Source organism: Stenoxybacter acetivorans DSM 19021 (assembly GCF_000745895.1).
Lineage (GTDB): Bacteria > Pseudomonadota > Gammaproteobacteria > Burkholderiales > Neisseriaceae > Stenoxybacter > Stenoxybacter acetivorans.
Map to the genome: position 1 here is coordinate 1 of NZ_JQKE01000024.1, position 17,151 is coordinate 17,151.

Annotated in this window: 15 protein-coding genes and 1 tRNA gene; 10 read left to right on the forward strand and 6 right to left on the reverse strand. The window is 45.7% G+C overall.

Annotation, left to right across the window (positions count from 1 at the left end; genetic code table 11):
* Positions 1-142: 142 nt before the first annotated feature.
* From Q384_RS04385 to Q384_RS04400, 4 genes are all read right to left on the reverse strand, one after another.
* Positions 143-724 (reverse strand): 5-formyltetrahydrofolate cyclo-ligase, encoded by a 582-nt coding sequence (locus Q384_RS04385; protein WP_051940453.1) that lies wholly within the window; start codon positions 722-724, stop codon positions 143-145.
* Positions 725-755: 31 nt separating this feature from the next.
* Positions 756-2,126 carry an adenylosuccinate lyase gene (gene purB, locus Q384_RS04390; protein WP_037586208.1) on the reverse strand — a complete coding sequence of 457 codons (1,371 nt, stop codon included), beginning with the start codon at positions 2,124-2,126 and terminating at the stop codon, positions 756-758.
* Between the two features lie 472 nt (positions 2,127-2,598).
* A protein-coding gene (prfB, locus tag Q384_RS04395) for a peptide chain release factor 2 (RefSeq protein ID WP_156956447.1) occupies positions 2,599-3,703 on the reverse strand; the annotation gives its coding sequence in 2 pieces (ribosomal slippage) (positions 2,599-3,621 and positions 3,623-3,703; 1,104 coding nt in all).
* A gap of 149 nt (positions 3,704-3,852) precedes the next feature.
* Complete coding sequence (locus Q384_RS04400) at positions 3,853-6,582, reverse strand: FimV/HubP family polar landmark protein (RefSeq protein ID WP_037586210.1); 2,730 nt, start codon at positions 6,580-6,582, stop codon at positions 3,853-3,855.
* A gap of 313 nt (positions 6,583-6,895) precedes the next feature.
* Between Q384_RS04400 and Q384_RS04405 the strand changes: the two genes are divergently transcribed.
* From Q384_RS04405 to Q384_RS04425, 5 genes are all read left to right on the forward strand, one after another.
* The gene (locus Q384_RS04405) at positions 6,896-7,447 is read left to right on the forward strand and encodes a septation protein A (RefSeq protein ID WP_037586212.1); all 552 of its coding nucleotides are present in this window, start codon (positions 6,896-6,898) and stop codon (positions 7,445-7,447) included.
* Complete coding sequence (locus tag Q384_RS04410) at positions 7,448-7,738, forward strand: YciI family protein (protein WP_211251080.1); 291 nt, start codon at positions 7,448-7,450, stop codon at positions 7,736-7,738. It abuts the gene before it with no gap.
* Positions 7,735-8,010: a BolA family protein gene (locus tag Q384_RS04415; protein WP_037586213.1), complete on the forward strand. Its 276-nt coding sequence runs from the start codon at positions 7,735-7,737 to the stop codon at positions 8,008-8,010. Before Q384_RS04410 ends, Q384_RS04415 begins: the two co-directional genes overlap by 4 nt.
* Positions 8,011-8,096: 86 nt before the next feature.
* The gene (locus tag Q384_RS04420) at positions 8,097-8,942 is read left to right on the forward strand and encodes a peptidyl-prolyl cis-trans isomerase (RefSeq protein WP_037586215.1); all 846 of its coding nucleotides are present in this window, start codon (positions 8,097-8,099) and stop codon (positions 8,940-8,942) included.
* Between the two features lie 29 nt (positions 8,943-8,971).
* On the forward strand, positions 8,972-9,724 hold the full coding sequence (locus tag Q384_RS04425) for a peptidylprolyl isomerase (RefSeq protein WP_037586217.1): 753 nt from the start codon (positions 8,972-8,974) through the stop codon (positions 9,722-9,724).
* A gap of 62 nt (positions 9,725-9,786) precedes the next feature.
* Here Q384_RS04425 and Q384_RS04430 read toward each other — a convergent pair whose 3' ends face one another.
* Both Q384_RS04430 and phoB read right to left on the reverse strand, forming a co-directional pair.
* On the reverse strand, positions 9,787-10,212 hold the full coding sequence (locus Q384_RS04430; RefSeq protein ID WP_051940455.1) for a hypothetical protein: 426 nt from the start codon (positions 10,210-10,212) through the stop codon (positions 9,787-9,789).
* Positions 10,213-10,292: 80 nt separating this feature from the next.
* Positions 10,293-10,991 (reverse strand): phosphate regulon transcriptional regulator PhoB, encoded by a 699-nt coding sequence (gene phoB / locus Q384_RS04435; protein ID WP_037586219.1) that lies wholly within the window; start codon positions 10,989-10,991, stop codon positions 10,293-10,295.
* A gap of 350 nt (positions 10,992-11,341) precedes the next feature.
* Between phoB and Q384_RS04440 the strand changes: the two genes are divergently transcribed.
* The 5 genes from Q384_RS04440 to pstS all read left to right on the forward strand — a co-directional run bounded on the left by Q384_RS04440 (position 11,342) and on the right by pstS (position 17,078).
* Complete coding sequence (locus tag Q384_RS04440) at positions 11,342-12,520, forward strand: efflux RND transporter periplasmic adaptor subunit (protein WP_037586220.1); 1,179 nt, start codon at positions 11,342-11,344, stop codon at positions 12,518-12,520.
* 2 nt (positions 12,521-12,522) lie between these two features.
* Complete coding sequence (locus tag Q384_RS04445; protein WP_037586221.1) at positions 12,523-14,460, forward strand: MacB family efflux pump subunit; 1,938 nt, start codon at positions 12,523-12,525, stop codon at positions 14,458-14,460.
* 78 nt (positions 14,461-14,538) lie between these two features.
* Positions 14,539-14,612, forward strand: a tRNA-Gly gene (locus tag Q384_RS04450).
* Positions 14,613-14,636: 24 nt separating this feature from the next.
* On the forward strand, positions 14,637-15,356 hold the full coding sequence (locus Q384_RS04455) for a hypothetical protein (protein WP_037586222.1): 720 nt from the start codon (positions 14,637-14,639) through the stop codon (positions 15,354-15,356).
* A gap of 621 nt (positions 15,357-15,977) precedes the next feature.
* Complete coding sequence (pstS, locus tag Q384_RS04465) at positions 15,978-17,078, forward strand: phosphate ABC transporter substrate-binding protein PstS (RefSeq protein ID WP_245608505.1); 1,101 nt, start codon at positions 15,978-15,980, stop codon at positions 17,076-17,078.
* Positions 17,079-17,151 lie beyond the last annotated feature (73 nt).

The following is a 17,151-nucleotide window of genomic DNA, read 5'->3' on the forward strand; positions in this document are numbered from 1 at the left end:
TAATCCGCCTATCACCTGTGAAGCGCAAAGGTGGCATTAAAGTACAGCGATTACTGGCGGCTACCTCTGATAATTACCGTGAGCAACTACTGAAACTGTGTTAAATCTTTCATGCGATTGCCCTGATCAATTGGGTATGTGTTCACGGAGAAAATTTTTGCCAACCGTGTTCACTCACAAATGATCTCAAGGCTTGGTCGTGCGGTTCTGTGGGCAGAGTGTCCACTTTCTGGCAGGAGAACCCCGCACCGATGATGCGGGGAAGATGGCTTCGGGCTGCCTGAAAAAGTGTGGCATCGTAATAACCGCCGCCTTGTCCGAGCCGAAATCCTTGTTGGTCAATGCCCAGCAGCGGCACGATAATGGTGTGCAGTCGGTGGGCACGGATTTTAGGTGTTTGCCGCCATGTTTGTTTTTGCCGCCCGCATTTTTCAGACAGTTTTGTGCAGGGGGTGAACCACAGCCGCAATTTTTTGCGTTCAATCAATGGGAAATAGGGTTTTGCACCGCGCTGCCGTGCTTTTTGTACAAAATCATGCAACGATAATTCACTGCCCATGGCTTCATATACCGCCATTTTTTTACCGCGTTTAATCAGCCGATACAGTTGATGATTGATTCGTTTTTCAGCACGAAAACGTTCATTTTTCGGCAAATTTTTTCGTGCTTGACGCAATCGGCGGCGCAGATCGGCTTTTAATTGAGCATGAGCTGATGTGTTCATTGTGCGGTAAATTTCAGGCAGCTAATCTGTATTAAATTCGCCGCGCCAATACTTCTGCCTTGCCGATGTATAAAGCAGGGGTTAAGGCGAGCAGTTCGATTTTAGCAGTTTCCGGAATGGATAATTGGCGGATAAAAGCGTGCAGGGTCTCCGGTGTGATGCCGCCTTTGCCGCGTGTTAATTCTTTGAGCTGTTCATAGGGGTTGGCAACGGCATAACGGCGCATCACGGTTTGAATGGGTTCTGCCAAGAGCTCCCAAGTGGCATCTAAATCGGCAAGCAAGGCAGTAGGGTTGATTTCCAATTTATTTAAGCCGCGCATGTGTGCCGACCAACCCAGCACGGTATAACCAAACCCCACACCCATGTTACGTAATACTGTGCTGTCGGTTAAATCGCGCTGCCAGCGGGAAACAGGCAGTTTTTCTGCTAAATGGTTTAATACGGCGTTTGCCATACCCAAATTGCCTTCGGAATTCTCAAAATCAATGGGATTGACTTTGTGCGGCATGGTAGAGCTGCCCACTTCACCTGCTTTGACTTTTTGTTTAAAATAGCCCAATGATATATAGCCCCAAACATCACGGTTAAAATCAATCAATATGGTGTTGATGCGCCCGATGGTTTGAAAAAATTCAGCCATATAATCATGCGGCTCAATTTGTATGGTGTAGGGGTTAAATGTCAAACCCAAATCTTGTTCAACAAAACGGCGGCAAATGTTTTCCCAATCTGCTTGGGGGTATGCTGCCAGATGGGCATTGTAGTTGCCCACTGCACCGTTAATTTTTCCCAAAAATTCTTGTTTGGATAATAATTCGGTTTGGCGGTACAGGCGTGCGGCAATATTGGCAAATTCTTTGCCCAGTGTGGTTGGTGTAGCGGGCTGTCCGTGGGTGCGGCTCATCATTGGCAGGGCAGCGTGTTCATGTGCCAATTCACGTAATTTGGCAGTAATTTCAGATAGTTTTGGCAATAGCACTTCATCACGTGCTTGTTTCAGCATTAAGGCGTGTGATAAGTTGTTGATGTCTTCGCTGGTGCAGGCAAAGTGAATAAACTCACTGACTGCCAATACTTCAGGCACGGCAGCAAAACATTTTTTCAGCCAATATTCAATGGCTTTGACATCGTGGTTGGTGGTGGCTTCAATCGCTTTCACCGCTGCTGCGTCATCTAAGGAAAATTCAGCAATCACACGGTCGATTTCGGCTAAAACCACATCGGTGAACGGCGGTACTTCGGCAATGGCGGGTTCGGCAGCCAAAGTTTTCAGCCAGCCCAATTCAACATGAACACGGGCGCGCATTAAGCCGTATTCTGAAAAAATAGGACGCAGAGATTCAACGGAGGCGGCATAGCGGCCATCTAGAGGGGAAAGGGCAGATAGGGGATTTAACATGGTGTTTTTCTTTAAGTTGCTTAAAAATAGTATTATTTTGTGTAATTGTAAAAAGTGATTTCAGCCACTCTAAAATTGGCGATATTTATAGATGGCAATGGCATTCGCTGGGCGGAGATATATATGAGATTTTAAATCAAACAGTATCAATTTAATTTAATTTTCAATAATTTCTGCAACCAATAACTCAATGGCATTCTTGTCTCTTAAAATTTGCAGTTATTGACTTAGTATGTTGGTTGTTAGGAAATATTTTTTGTAAATTTTGCTGCAAAGTAAAATCGGTTTCAGGAAATCAGAAAATTTATCCAAACAACTCATTATTGCGATCAGCCAAGGCCTTGATTGTGTTTTTTAGCGTAAAAATAAATGCTGCTGCCATTGAGCATAAACGGTTTTGGGTAAAATTTTGAATTAATAACAGGCTGCCTGAAATATTGCCATACAGTCGTTTTCAGGCAACCTTGTTCAATTACACGCCTTGTTTCAAGCTGGCTTCAATGAATCCATCTAAATCACCGTCCATCACTGCTTTGATATTGCCGACTTCATAACCTGTGCGCAAGTCTTTGATACGGGAGGAATCAAAAACATAGGAGCGGATTTGGTGTCCCCAGCCGACATCGGACTTGCTGTCTTCCAGCGATTGTTTTTCTTCGCTGCGTTTGCGCATTTCCAATTCAAACAACTTGGCTTTGAGCATATTCATGGCTTCATCGCGGTTGCGGTGTTGAGAGCGATCATTTTGGCATTGAACCACGATGCCGGTTGGCTCATGGGTGATGCGCACTGCGGAATCGGTTTTATTAATGTGCTGACCGCCTGCGCCGGATGCTCGGTAGGTATCAATGCGCAAATCGGCAGGATTGATTTCAATTTCAATACTGTCATCAACTTCAGGATAAACAAACACGGAAGCAAATGAAGTGTGGCGTTTGTTGTTGGCATCAAACGGGGAGTAGCGCACCAAACGGTGAATACCGGTTTCGGTACGCAATAAACCGTAGGCATATTCACCATCTAATTTGATGGTGGCGCGGTTTACGCCGGCAATTTCACCTTCGTCTTCTTCTAAAATTTCTACTTTAAAGCCTTTGCGTTCGGCATAGCGCAGATACATGCGCAACAGCATGCCTGCCCAATCTTCTGCTTCAGTACCACCGGCTCCGGCAACAATATCAATAAAACAGTTATTGACATCAGCAGGTTGGTCAAACATGCGCTTGAATTCCAAATCTGCCATTTTGGATTCCAGATTATGAATATCGGCTTCTACGGCAGAAAAACTGTCGTTATCGTTTTCTTCTACCGCCATATCAAGCAATAAGCGATTGTCTTCAATGCCGATTTGGAGATTGTCGAGGGTTAAGACAATGCTTTCCAATACTTTGCGCTCTTTACCGATTTCTTGCGCTTTTTTTGGGTCGTTCCATAATTCGGGATCTTCAGACAGCCCAACCACTTCTTCTAAACGATCTTTTTTGCCATCGTAGTCAAAGATACCCCCGAATATCGATGTTGCGTTGTGCTAAATCAGTGAGGATATTGTGTAATTGGTTGATTTGTTCGGTTTCCATACTCAGGTTTCTGATAATAACAATTGACAAAACGGTTGATTATACGCGAAAAGCAGGATGATGACGATGTGGCAATCATGAGAATTGGGCAGCAAAATAAAAACAGACTAAACCGGTTAGGATTAGTCTGCCGATTTGCTTGCTGTACGCTAACCGCCCAATTGCCGCAATAATCTGCGGGCATCGGAGAGTGGTTTTCCTTTGGCACCGTCAATGAGTTCACGCAATGTGGTACGTGCGGTTTTGGCATCGTCTTGCTCTAAATACATTTTCGCCAATTCCAATTTGGCTTCCATAGGAATACGCTCGTCATCGTTCAATTCGATGAGTGCGTCGGTATCGGTGCTGTTCCAATGATCAAATTCATTGACATCAATATCAGTTTGTTTTGCCAAATCAAATTCGTTGGGTGTGGTCAATTCAACCTCAACCGTTTGTGTTTGGGAAGCAGGTTCTGCCGCTGTGGCAGTGATGGTATCCCAGCTGAAACTTTGGTCATTTAAATCGGGCAGTATCGGTTCACTGATTTGTTTATCAACGGTTTTTGTGAAAGAAGTTTCTGCTGCAGACGCTATTGGCTTGTCTGCACTGATGTTGTTGCTTTCGGCAAAGCCCAAAGAACCCCAATCAATGCCTTGTATATCCGCTTTTTCGGCGAATGTATCATGTGGCGTGATGTCTAACGCACCCAGGCTGTTTGAAGGTGCTTCAGCAGCGGCAGACGGCGAATCAAAGCCGATATCGCCATCCCATGTCAAATCGGAATATGCGGACGAATCAATATTTTGGGTTGAATCAACGGTAGGTTGCTTGTTTGCCGGTTGAGCCATGTTTATATTACTGCTGTCAGAATCGAAATTCAGCCACGATAAATCTTCTTTTGCCGATGTGCTTTTCTCCGGATCGGCTACGGCAATGGCAACGGGTGTGTGGCTTTCTGATTCCGGTTCTTCCACAGTCCATTCAAAATTTTCCTCGGCAAACTGGTCGTCAATACCGGCAGGTTCGGCAGATTTGCCAACGTGGGTACTGATGGCGGCAGAGGCCGCTTTAACCGGTTCGTCCCAAGTTAAATCAAATTCATCTATTGATTCAGTTTGCGCAGGTTCGTTGGATGGCTTGGGCTTGGTTATTGGGGCATCGAAAGCGGGCAGAGCAGCTTCTTTTGCTGTCGGCAATGCTTCATGGCTTTCAGGCATACCTTTAATGGGTTTAATAACTTTGTCGGTAATGCCTTCCAGCCAAGACCAATCTTCTTCGTCGTTTTGCGGTTGGGTTGTTTTGTTTACCGGCGGCGTTGCGGGTTTGTCGGCAACAAACGGTTTTGCCGCCGCAACCGATACAGCAGTCACTGTGCCGGCATCTTCATCTAAGAACAAAATATCATCGTCATCGTCAAAATCATCATCGGATTGAGGAATTTCCGTTCCGCCATCATCGTTTGTTTGAGCAGTAGCTTTGCGGCGGCGATAAAACAATAAAAGCAGCAACAATAAAATGAGACCGCCGCCGCCCATCAGTGCATAACGCACCATGTCGTTGTCCAATAAACCGGACAATGTCTTGCTGATATCGGCGGTGCTGAAAGCACCTTCTTCCGATTCGGGCAATGGCTGCGCCGTGGATATGGGTTCAAGTTCAATAACCACAGGCACTGAAGCCGCTACTTCAGCGGAAGCACTTAAGGGTGCTGACGCGATAATCGGCTCTGAGGTAACAATTGCTTCAAACGGTTCTGAAGCAGGCAGCGTTGTTTGAGGTGCCGAAGCCGGCAGTGCTGCGGGCTGCTCAATCGGTGCAGGTAAAATCGGCTGCGGCGGAGGAGTAACGGCTGGTGCAGCAGTCTGCGCGGGCGCGGTGTTTGTCGGTTTGGGTGGTGTACTCGGCACGGCAGGTGGTTGTACGGGCGGCGTGTTCACAATTGGTGTTTTTGCAATAGCATGTACAGGTGGTGCTTTTGCAACAGCGGGTTTGTTTTTTTGTGCGGATTGATTCCGAGGTGCAACGGGAGAGACAGGGGCATCGTTAAATGCCAATTGCTGCATTCTGTCGGCAGTGGGAATATTTAATGTTACGTTTTGGTACATTAAATTTGGATTGTTGTTGCGGAAAGCGTGTGGATTGGCACGAGCCAGTGCACGAACGGTTTGCATTAAGGTTAAACCGGCGGGCTGAACTTTACGGGCAACATCAATCAGGTTTTCGCTTGGCAAAATGCGGTAGTTTTGCCCTGCAAGGGCTTGAGAGCGTGCAGAGCTGACGGGTGCTTGCATGCTTAATGCTTCGGCTTGGGCAGCCCTGCGCTTGGCTTCACTCAGGCTTTCATTTGGCAAAACGCGGTAATCTTGTTCGGTAGCGGCTTGAGAGCGGGCAGCGCTGCTCGGTGCTTGCATGCTTAACGCTTCGGCTTGAGCGGCTCTGCGTTTGGCTTCATTACTGATGGGTGTGGGTGGAATAAACGGCGTGGACGAAGCATTTTTCGGCAAAACCGCTGTTCCACCGACATTTTGGGCAGGTGCTGGTATGGCGGCGGCAGAAGCCGGCGGGTCGAGTAATGCGGTATATTGACGAGATTGTCCGTCAACCGATACGCTGAACGCCAGCATGGGTTCACGTATGGGCTGATTGGAGCGTAAACGGATAAGTACATTATTGCCTTGCGGTACAATTTGCGCTTGAAAAACCGCACCGGTAATGGTTAAACGCCGCTGATTCATCAAGGTTTGCGCTTGCTCACCGCTGGCAATGATGCTGCCTGAAAAGGGTTCACCCAAAGACGAATGCACTTGCAAATTGCCCAATCCAGCAAAAGATGGCGCAGCAAGAGCCGATACACATAAAGATAATGCGATTTTTTTCAAAGGTTTACCTTGTTTCAAACCCGTCTCCCAATCTAGTCATACAAGTCTTTCAGTCAGCCGATATAACTGCTTCATAAACAGTTGAAGTACTCGTAAAACCAGCGCATCTTATTCAGAATAATGCTCTATCATAGCTTTTTCAAAGGAAAAAGCAAAGTATTACGTGTGTATTAAGCGGGTGAAAAAATCAGAAAATAGAGTTTAGGCGCGAATAAGTTATCGAAAATGCCATTAAAATATGACACATATTCACATTCTTTGGGTGTTACTTTTATCGGGTTCAGGGTATGATTCGTCTCTTTAAAAAGCGTTCGGCAAACGGTAGCGGATTATGAAAGCAGTTTTTGAATTGTTGGTGGTGATTTTGTTTTTTGTTACCTATGTTTTAACAAAAAACATCATTGCAGCAACGGCAGTAGCGGTGGCGGCGGGTATTATTCAGGCAGCATTTGCTTGGGTGAAACACAGAAAACTGGAAACCATGCAATGGGTGAGTTTGTTGCTGATTGTGGTTTTGGGCGGAGCCACCATTGTATTAAAAGATGCGCGTTTTATCATGTGGAAACCCTCTTTGCTGTTTTGGTTGATGGCGTTGATATTGCTGGTCTCATTGCTTATGGGTAAAAATGCGTTAAAAGCAGTGATGGGCAAGGAAATCGCTCTGCCGGAAAAAGTATGGCTGAAATTAACTGCGGCGTGGGCGGTGTTTTTGTTGTTGCTGGGCGTCGTCAATTTATGGGTGGCATATCAATTTACCGAAGCGCAATGGGTGAACTATAAATTATTCGGCACTACCGGATTATTGATTATTTTCGTGATTGTGCAAACCGTGTATATCAGCCGTTTTGTTGAAAAAGAAGTATCCATTAAAGAGGAACAATAGATGCTGTTTATGTTGTTGGCAACCGATGCTGAAAATTCGGCAGAAAAACGTGCGGCGGTGCGGGAAAAACATTTGGCACGATTGCACGTGTTGCAAGCAAAAGGGCATTTGGTGCTGGCGGGTCCCAATCCTTTGCCTGATAACGATACACAATTTTCAGGCAGCCTGATTGTGGCGGATTTTGCATCTTTGGACGAAGCGCAGGCATGGGCGGGAGATGATCCTTATCTTCACGCCGGCGTATATGAAGAAATTTTAATTCGCCCGTTTAAACAGGTATTACCTGCATGAATACCGCCCATGAAATTGAAAAACGGTTGCAAGCTGTTTTAAAACCCGCGCATTTAATTGTTGAGGACGACAGTGCCGCTCATGCGGGGCATGCCGGCAATCGACAAGGCGGCGGGCATTATCGGGTTCTTGTTGTGAGTGCGACTTTTTCAGGTGAAAACCGAGTGAACCGCCAGCGGTTGGTCCAAGACGCATTAGACGGGCTGTTTGTGCAGCAAATCCATGCGTTGAACATAAAAGCATTAACGCCGGAAGAATTTCAGGCAGCCTGAAAAATGGGGCGGCTGTTTGAAAATTTGTTGGAAGCCCTGAAATGGATTTTTTAAAGAGAATTATTTTAAGAGGAAAGTGAAAAAATATGAAAAAACGTTTGGCGACAGCCGCTGTATTACTGGGTTTCTCTGTATCTGCTTTGGCACAAACTGTGGTAACGGTAAACGGCACTAAAATCGACAGCAAAATTGTTGATTCACAAGTTGCTTTGAGCAAAATGCCGGATACACCGCAACTGCGCGATCAAATCACGCAACGTTTGATTACGCGGACGCTGTTACTTCAAGAAGCGCAGCGTTTAAAACTGGATCAAGATCCGCAGTATCTTGACTTATTAAAACAAGCACGCGCCGAAGCCAAGCGTTTGGGTGATGATAAGAAAGCAGGTTTTAATGAAGATTGGGCAACTTTCAAAGACAATTTATTGGCAGATGCCGTTGTGTCTGATGCAGTGAGCAGCAAACCGATTGCAGAAGACGAAATCAAACAATCTTACCAAAACCTGCAAAAATACTATCAAGGCTCTCAAGAAGTGCAATTGGGTGAGGTGGTAACGCGCAGTGCCGATGACGCACAGGCAGTTATCAGCGGATTGAAAGCCAATAAGAAATTTGCTGATTTGGTAAAACAATATACCATTGATCCAACGGGTAAAGAAGCAGGCGGAATTCCCAAAAGCTATGTACCTTTGAAAGATTTGCAAGAAGGTGCGCCGCAAGTTTATGAAGCTGTTAAAGATTTGAAAAAAGGTCAATACACTACCGCGCCTTTGCAAGGTAATAATGTTTATGTGGTGTTTTATGTCAATGATAAACGCAATGTAACTTTGCCGCCTTTGGCAGAAATGACTCCGGTTATCACGGAGCGTTTGCAGGCTGCGCGTGCGAATGCGGTTATTGATGCTTTATATAAAAAGGCAAACATTAAATAAGCGTTGTGAAAACAATGAAGGGAAAGTCAATGAAAAAAACAATATGGGTATTGGGTGCAATCGTCGCCGGATTGGCATTTGCCGATGCGCCGACTGTTTCCCCTGAGCGCGTCAATGTGTTGCTCAAAGAGATGCAGGCGAAAGTGCAAATGCAAAAAATGTATCAGCCTGATGAGCCGGTGCCGAGCAATGAAGAATTAACGAAAGAGGCGACTCGTCAGCTGCAAACCGTAGATGTATTAAAAGCAGAAGCACTGAAAGCGGGCTTAGATAAAAAAGCCGAAACACTGGCTGCTTTGGAAAATTTGCAAGCGCAATTTTATGCCAGTGAGTATGTGGCGTATTTGCAGTCAAAAATAGAAGTGGATGAAGCAGATGTGCGTCAGCGTTATGATTTTTTAACGCGTGAAGTGAAATTATTGGTCATTGAATTTCCTGATAAAGCCGCCGGGGAATCGGGTTTGGGTAAACTGAAAAAAGGCATGGCGTTTGAAACTTTGCTTAAACAAGTCAATCCCGATGCCCCCACTGACGTATGGATAACCCCGCGTGATTTGCCGCCTCCGATTACACATTTGGCAAGTCAATTAAACGTGGGTCAAATCACAGGTCAGGTAATTGATTTGGATGGTCGTTATTATTTACTGAAACTGGCGGGTACACGTCCGGGACGTAAAGCACCGTCGTTTGCGGAGGTAAAAGGTCAGGTTGCCGCACAGATTAAGGAAGAAAAAGCACAAGAAGAGATTGCGGCTTTATTAAAACAGAATGGCATTGAATAAAGCTGTTTGGCAAGAAACAATTAAGGCTGCCTGAAATTTTCAGGCAGCCTTAATTATTGAGGTTATTGGGATTTTTCCGGCAAAAATGATAAGTCCATAACATAGTTGCGGGGATTATTGGTATCAACGGTTACACTGATTGCGGGCAGCAAATGCGGTTTGGGATCTTTTAATAAGGGCGGGCTGATAAATTGCACCATTTTACCGGTACGCGGATTAGGCCACAGTGCAATGATTTCGTATTTGTCTTGATAATTACCATCACCGTAACGCATTTGCCAGTGGCGAATGTCGGACACGGCAGCCTGAACCGTTTCTCCTTGTTTCTTTGCGGTTTGCTCCCCTTCATATTTTGGCAGTAATACCATAAAAAATAAGGCAGCAAATGCGGCGGTGATTAACCAAGTAATCGGTGTCGGCAAGAGAAAACACAGCAGGACAAAAAATGCCAGAACCGCACCGGCAACGATTAATGTTATCAAACTCATGATTTTTCCTTGAAGCGGACAAAGTATTTTACCTTATCATAAACAAAACGGCTTCATGGTTCAGCGCGGCTGCATCACACTTAAAGCGGCGGCTTCTGCGAAAAACGGTAGCCCGAACCGCGGACTGTTTGTACCAAACGGTCAAAGCCGCTTTCTTCCAAACCACGGCGCAAGCGGCGAATATGCACATCAACGGTGCGCTCTTCCACAAAAATATGATCCCCCCAAACCAAATCCAATAATTGGCGGCGGCTGTACACGCGCTCAGGGTGTGTCATAAAGAAGTGCAGCAGCTTGAATTCTGTAGGACCGAAAGCAATGGTTTTGCCGTTGGCTTGGATGCGTTGCTCAATGGGATCCAATACCAAACCTTGCACGTCAATTAAAGTATTGGTTTTTTGCGGGGCGCGGCGACGAAGCAAGGCGTTGATGCGTGCCACCAATTCGCGCGGTGAAAACGGTTTAACGATGTAGTCGTCTGCACCTTGATTCAAACCTTGTTCTTTATCGGCTTCTTCGCCGCGCGCCGTCAGCAAAATCAGCGGCAAATCACGGGTGCGCTTATCGCTACGCAATTGTTTGGCAAATTGTACGCCTGAAACACCCGGCAACATCCAATCCAGTAAAATCGCATCCGGCAATTGTTCTGCCAGTATCGGACGGGCTTCCTCTGTACTGTAGGCGCATTGCACCTGAAAACCGGCTTGTTCTAAAGTGAACCGTATTAAGGTCATGATGGACGTTTCATCTTCCACAACCAAGATATTGACTACCGCCATATGCAGATACTCCCACGATTGATTGCTGTTTTAATTCAGATAAGCCTAAATTCAAATGATGACAAATTGATGACAAAACGATAAAACAAGGTTAGCGTGTACTCGAATATAATCAAAATAAACAGTATTGTTCGGCGAATTAAAACACAAAATCAATTGTTTTTTATTTTAATTATTCGGTTGAAATGCAGCAATAACAAGCTGAACACTAATTTGAAAATTAGTTGGCTTATGATAAATCATGTTTATTTTGAGTTGCTTTAATGATTTTTGCACAACTTATGGATAGAATCCTGCATCAATAAATATAAAGCGATTGCGCATCGCAGACAGAACAAGAGTGGCGTTTTATGAAAAAATGGTTGAAATGGTTGTTATGGGCGGCAGCGGCTTGCGTGTTGGCTGGGGTATTGTGGTGGTGGCTGCAACCCAAATCGGTGATGAATTATGTTACCGATAAAGTGCGTAAAGACAGCATAGCGCAAACCGTCAATGCCACCGGTGACATCGCCGCCGCGCAATTGGTGGACGTGGGTGCACAGGCATCGGGGCAGATTAAAAAACTGCATGTTACTTTGGGGCAGCAAATAAAAAAAGGCGATTTAATCGCAGAGATTGATTCCACAACGCAGCTGAATACGCTGAACACCAATAAAGCACGGTTGGATACCTACCAAGCACAGTTGGTCTCGGCGCAAGTGCGCTTACAAACTGCCGCACGGGCATTACAGCGTGAGCAAATCCTGTGGGGGCAAGATGCCACTTCCAAGCAAGAGTTGGAAAATGCCGAAGACACCCACGCTGCCGCCAAGTCATCGGTGGCAGAATTGAAATCACAAATTCGGCAAACACAAATTGCGATTAACACATCAGAAGCCGATTTGGGCTACACACGCATCATATCGCCGATGGACGGCACAGTGGTGTCCATTCCGGTGGAAGAGGGGCAAACCGTAAATGCCAACCAAAGTACGCCAACCATTGTTCAGGTAGCCGATTTAAGCCAAATGTTAAACAAGATGCAAATTGCAGAAGGCGACATCACCAAAGTGAAAGCCGGTATGCCGCTTACGTTTACCATTTTGTCAGATACCGAACATCCACGCAAAGCCAAGCTGGATGTGATTGACCCGGGTTTAACCACCATGTCGCAAGGCAGCTATACCACCCGTACCGATACCACCAGTTCGGCGATTTATTACTATGCCCGAGCCCTTGTTCCAAACGAAGACGGTAAGCTGCACATTGGCATGACCACGCAAAACAGTATTTTAATCAACCAAGCAAATGATGTTTTAACCGTATCCAATCAAGCTATTAAACGACGGGACGGCAAAAAAACCGTGCAGGTATTCGATCCCGTGAAAAAACAAACCCGTGAGGTAGAAATCAATACGGGCATCACCGACGGCATGCGCACCGAAGTGAAAACAGGCTTAAAAGCGGGTGAGCAAGTGGTGCTGTCGGAAATGAGTGCGGAAGACGCGGCAAAAAGCGGCAATGTGCAAGTGCGCGGACCGAGAATGTAATCATGAGTTTACTTGAGATTAAAAATATCAATCGCTGGTTTGGCGAGGGTGAAAACCGCGTACATGTGCTTAAAGACATCAATTTGAGCATAGAAAAAGGTGATTTTGTTGCGATTATCGGTCAATCCGGATCAGGTAAATCCACGCTGATGAATATTATCGGCTGTTTGGATACGCCCACGTCCGGATCGTATCGTATTGATAACACAGAAACCGCTGTCATGAGTGCCGATGAACAAGCGGCTTTGCGGCGTAAACGCTTCGGCTTTATTTTTCAGCGCTACAACCTGTTAGGCTCCCTGAATGCACGCGACAACGTATCTTTGCCGTCGGTTTATGCGGGTATGACGCACGCCGAACGCAATCATCGCGCCGATAATTTATTGCACGATTTGGGTTTAGATGGCAAAGAAAACAACAAACCAAGTGAATTATCCGGCGGGCAGCAGCAGCGGGTGAGTATTGCCCGTGCCTTAATGAACGGCGGTGAAATTATTTTGGCAGACGAGCCGACCGGTGCGCTGGATACCGCCAGCGGGCAGAATGTGATGGAAATTTTGCATAAACTGCATGATGCAGGGCATACCATCATTATGGTTACTCACGACCCGGGCATTGCAGCCAACGCCAACCGTGTGATTGAAATCCGCGATGGCTGCATTATTTCCGATACCAGCAAAAACCCGCATATTCCCGAGAGCCGTGTTCACAGCATTCAGGAAAACACTTCTTGGGATTTTTTGAAAGACCAATTTGTTGAATCGTTCAAAATGTCGGTGCAGGCGATTTTGGCGCACAAAATGCGCTCTTTGCTGACCATGCTGGGCATTATTATCGGCATTGCTTCGGTGGTGTCTGTGGTGGCTTTAGGTAAAGGTTCGCAGGAAAAAATATTAGAAAACATCAGTTTAATGGGTACGAACACCATCAGTATCTACCCGGGTACCGGTTTTGGTGACCGTCGTTCAGGGCGGGTTAGAACGTTGACGGTTGCCGATGCCCGCGCCTTGCAAGAACAGGATTATGTAGAAAATGTTACGCCGGTTGCCTCCGCCAACGGCACACTCACTTACCTCAATCAAGATTTAACCGCACAACTGTACGGCGTGGGCGACCAATATTTTGACGTGCGCGGTTTAAAATTGGCGCAAGGCAGATTGTTTGACAGCGATGATGTCAGCCAGAATTATCAAGTGGTGGTAATTGACGACAATACCCGTAACAAATTGTTTGCCGATGGCGTTGATCCGCTGGGCAAAATCATCTTATTCAACAAACGGCCGCTCACGATTATCGGACTCACAGAGAAAGACACCAATTCATTCAGCATTAGTGATACTTTGCAAATGTGGACGCCCTATACCACACTGATGAACAAAATCACCGGTGCAAAACACATCAGCTCGGTGGTGGTGAAGGTTAAAGACACAGTGAATTCACAAGCCGCCGAAAAAGGCATCACTGAGCTTTTAATGGTGCGGCACGGTACGAAAGATTTTTTTACCAGCAACACCGACAGCATTAAACAAACCATAGAAAGTACCACCGGCACGATGACTTTATTGATTTCCTGCATTGCCTTAATTTCATTGATTGTCGGCGGCATTGGTGTGATGAATATCATGTTGGTGTCGGTTACTGAGCGCACCAAAGAAATTGGTATTCGCATGGCAATCGGTGCGCGGCAAAGCAATATTTTGCAGCAATTTTTGATTGAAGCCGTGTTGATTTGTTTAATCGGTGGTTTAGCAGGTGTGTTATTGTCTTTTATTATCAGCATGTTGTTTAATTGGCTCGCCACTGATTTCGGCATGGTGTTCTCGCCTGCCTCTATTATTATGGCGGTGTTGTGCTCTACAATAATAGGCGTACTTTTTGGTTTTATGCCGGCAAAAAAAGCCGCACGATTAAATCCCATTGATGCGTTATCACGTGAGTGATTAATGGTACAAAAAAAACCGAATGATGTGGTGTTTCACGTATCATTCGGCTTTCAAGCAAGGCAAAACAGCCAAACAGCGGATATGATGTAGTGGCAGCATAACTGCTTCCCAAGCAGTTCGGGCGGGTTCGAATCCCGTTATCCGCTCCATACACTTGTGTTTGAAATGACGGTATGAATTATGGTGATGTGGTTGAAATGCTCACTGTTAGAATACCTGAAACCATTTCAAAAGGCAGTCTGTATCGTGCGCCGATTACGGTTAAAAACAGTACAAGAAAAGAGTATGTCTTTAATGGAAACCTTGTTGCTTTAACTAAAGCAAAAGGCAGTAACGATTGGATAGTTACCGCCTTTGATTTGTATGAAGATGCGAACGCCAAGGGTTATGTCAAGAACGTTCCTACTGATACCAGTGCTACAACTCCCCGTACTGATACAGGTGCTTCATACGCGGCTCAAGGTTCAAGAAGTTCAGCCACATCATCAGCCAATTCCGCCGTTAATTCACAAGGGAAACAAAACTTAATCGCGGACGGTTCAGCATCTAATGCTACCGAAGCAACCGATACGCAAGCTCACTCACAAAGAGGCAGGGGCTTGGTTGCTGAAAGCACTGAAAGTATAGCACACCGAAATAATGTGTGGATAGTTGCAGCTTTTGAGTTACATCAAGACGGTGCTAAACCAGCAGGCAGCGTAGATACTGATAAAGCTACACATTCTAAGCCTACACTGGCGCGTCAAAGAATGGGAGCGTCTGATGTTGATAAAAGTATAACACACCGCAACCAAATAGCCCAAGCGGTGCGTGATGCCGTGGGCGAACACGCCAAACAGATTGATGTTTTAACGCAACAACAAGCATTAAATGAAATTAATAAACGGCAATAATACCAGATAAAGTTTGTCGGAATTAGACGGCGTAGCGGGTTGGTATGACCCTGCAGCAGGCAGGGTGAAAATCATTGCAGACATTGGCTGAACAATGGTTTATTTAAGATACGCGGACAAAGAAAAAGCCCGTGAGGTTGTGCCAAGAGCCACCAGCCTTCAATTGACTGAACTGCTACGCAACACCCAAGGGCGTAAGCGCATTCTAACAGAAAGGAATTTGCAAGGCTATAGAAAAAATAATCCTTTTGTTGAAAATGTTGATACAGGTTAAGAAAATAAGCGGTTCAGCAGAAAAGACAAACAGACTTTATGCAGGGCAGTGTGATAAGCAATGCGCACGTATTGAAAATACCTCCCTGAACTTGGCAAATACAGCCAAACGACTTTTTCTTTCATCACACAGCAATCCGAAGCAATCAAGCCCTGTACAGTATAAGTCGGAATGAAAAGTCGTATCCATGTACAAAAAATAGTCATTTGGCTGTATTTTTTGATTCAAAAATATTTCAACCGCTGTCATATTTCTGCAATATATATTTCATAAACTGCCAAGTAATAAATTTACTGATTGTTTTGGCGGCTTTCAGGCTGCCTGAATGTTATTGACGGAGAATGGCAATGATGAATATGCGTTTGATTTCTGTGGTTATGCTGGCTGCTGTGGGTTTGGCGGCGTGTTCTGATCAAGCATCAAATAAGCCTGTTGCGGGTACTACGGCAAGTGCCGCCGGTGATGCCGCGCACGTTACCGGTGCGGGTGCTTCTTTTCCGCAGCCGGTTTATGTGCAATGGGCGAACGCTTATCAAAGTGCCAGTAGCGTGCAAGTGAATTATCAGTCTATCGGTTCTTCCGGCGGTATCAAGCAAATCACCGCTAAAACCGTGGATTTTGGTGCCAGCGATGCGCCGATGAGTAAAGAAGAGCTGGATAAAGCAGGACTGATTCAATTCCCTACCGTGATTGGCGGTGTAGTGCCTGTAGTAAATATTGAAGGCATTGATGCAGGGCAATTGAAACTCAACGGTGAAATACTGGCAAATATCTATCTGGGCAAAATCAATAAATGGAATGACGCGGCAATTGCGGCTCTGAATCCCGGCTTAAATCTGCCCGATGCGCTGATTACAACGGTGTTCCGCTCCGATGGTTCAGGCACAACTTTTGTGTTTACTGATTACTTGAGTAAAGCCTCTGCGGATTGGAAAAATGCGGTGGGTGCAGATAAATCAGTGAAATGGCCGACATCAGGAAGCGGTGCGGCGGGTAAAGGCAATGAGGGTGTGTCTGCTTATGTTGGACGCGTAAAAAATGCCATTGGCTATGTGGAATATGCCTACGCAAAACAAAATCACATGGCGCATGTTTCTATGCAAAATAAAGCAGGGCAGTTTGTGCAGCCTTCGCAAGAGGGTTTTGAGGCAGCCGCTCAAGCCGATTGGCAATCTGCACTCGGTTTTAATTTGGTGCTGACCAATCAAGACGCGCCGCAAGCATGGCCGTTGGCAGCGGCAACTTTTATTTTAATGCACAAGCAAGCGGTAGATGCTGCACAAAGCCGCGCCGCGTTGTCTTTCTTTGATTGGGCATTTAAAAACGGCAATGAATCCGCCGCTCAATTGGATTATGTGCCGCTGCCGGACAGTGTGAAAGATTTGATTCGCCAAGAATGGCGGCAAATCACTGATGCAAGTGGTAAACCGATTTACGAAGCGCAATAAGGTTATTTAATCCATTTTCAGGCAGCCTGAGGTGATATAAACAGGCTGCCTGAAAAATAAAAGCAATGTTTGC

Bases quoted from the DNA above. Each gene is read 5' to 3' on its own strand.
- Q384_RS04385 (WP_051940453.1), bottom strand. From the start codon at position 724: ATGAACACATCAGCTCATGCTCAATTAAAAGCCGATCTGCGCCGCCGA.
- purB (WP_037586208.1), bottom strand. From the start codon at position 2,126: ATGTTAAATCCCCTATCTGCCCTTTCCCCTCTAGATGGCCGCTATGCC.
- Q384_RS04405 (WP_037586212.1), top strand. From the start codon at position 6,896: ATGAAAGCAGTTTTTGAATTGTTGGTGGTGATTTTGTTTTTTGTTACC.
- Q384_RS04410 (WP_211251080.1), top strand. From the start codon at position 7,448: ATGCTGTTTATGTTGTTGGCAACCGATGCTGAAAATTCGGCAGAAAAA.
- Q384_RS04415 (WP_037586213.1), top strand. From the start codon at position 7,735: ATGAATACCGCCCATGAAATTGAAAAACGGTTGCAAGCTGTTTTAAAA.
- Q384_RS04420 (WP_037586215.1), top strand. From the start codon at position 8,097: ATGAAAAAACGTTTGGCGACAGCCGCTGTATTACTGGGTTTCTCTGTA.
- Q384_RS04425 (WP_037586217.1), top strand. From the start codon at position 8,972: ATGAAAAAAACAATATGGGTATTGGGTGCAATCGTCGCCGGATTGGCA.
- Q384_RS04430 (WP_051940455.1), bottom strand. From the start codon at position 10,212: ATGAGTTTGATAACATTAATCGTTGCCGGTGCGGTTCTGGCATTTTTT.
- phoB (WP_037586219.1), bottom strand. From the start codon at position 10,991: ATGGCGGTAGTCAATATCTTGGTTGTGGAAGATGAAACGTCCATCATG.
- Q384_RS04440 (WP_037586220.1), top strand. From the start codon at position 11,342: ATGAAAAAATGGTTGAAATGGTTGTTATGGGCGGCAGCGGCTTGCGTG.
- Q384_RS04445 (WP_037586221.1), top strand. From the start codon at position 12,523: ATGAGTTTACTTGAGATTAAAAATATCAATCGCTGGTTTGGCGAGGGT.
- Q384_RS04455 (WP_037586222.1), top strand. From the start codon at position 14,637: ATGAATTATGGTGATGTGGTTGAAATGCTCACTGTTAGAATACCTGAA.
- pstS (WP_245608505.1), top strand. From the start codon at position 15,978: ATGATGAATATGCGTTTGATTTCTGTGGTTATGCTGGCTGCTGTGGGT.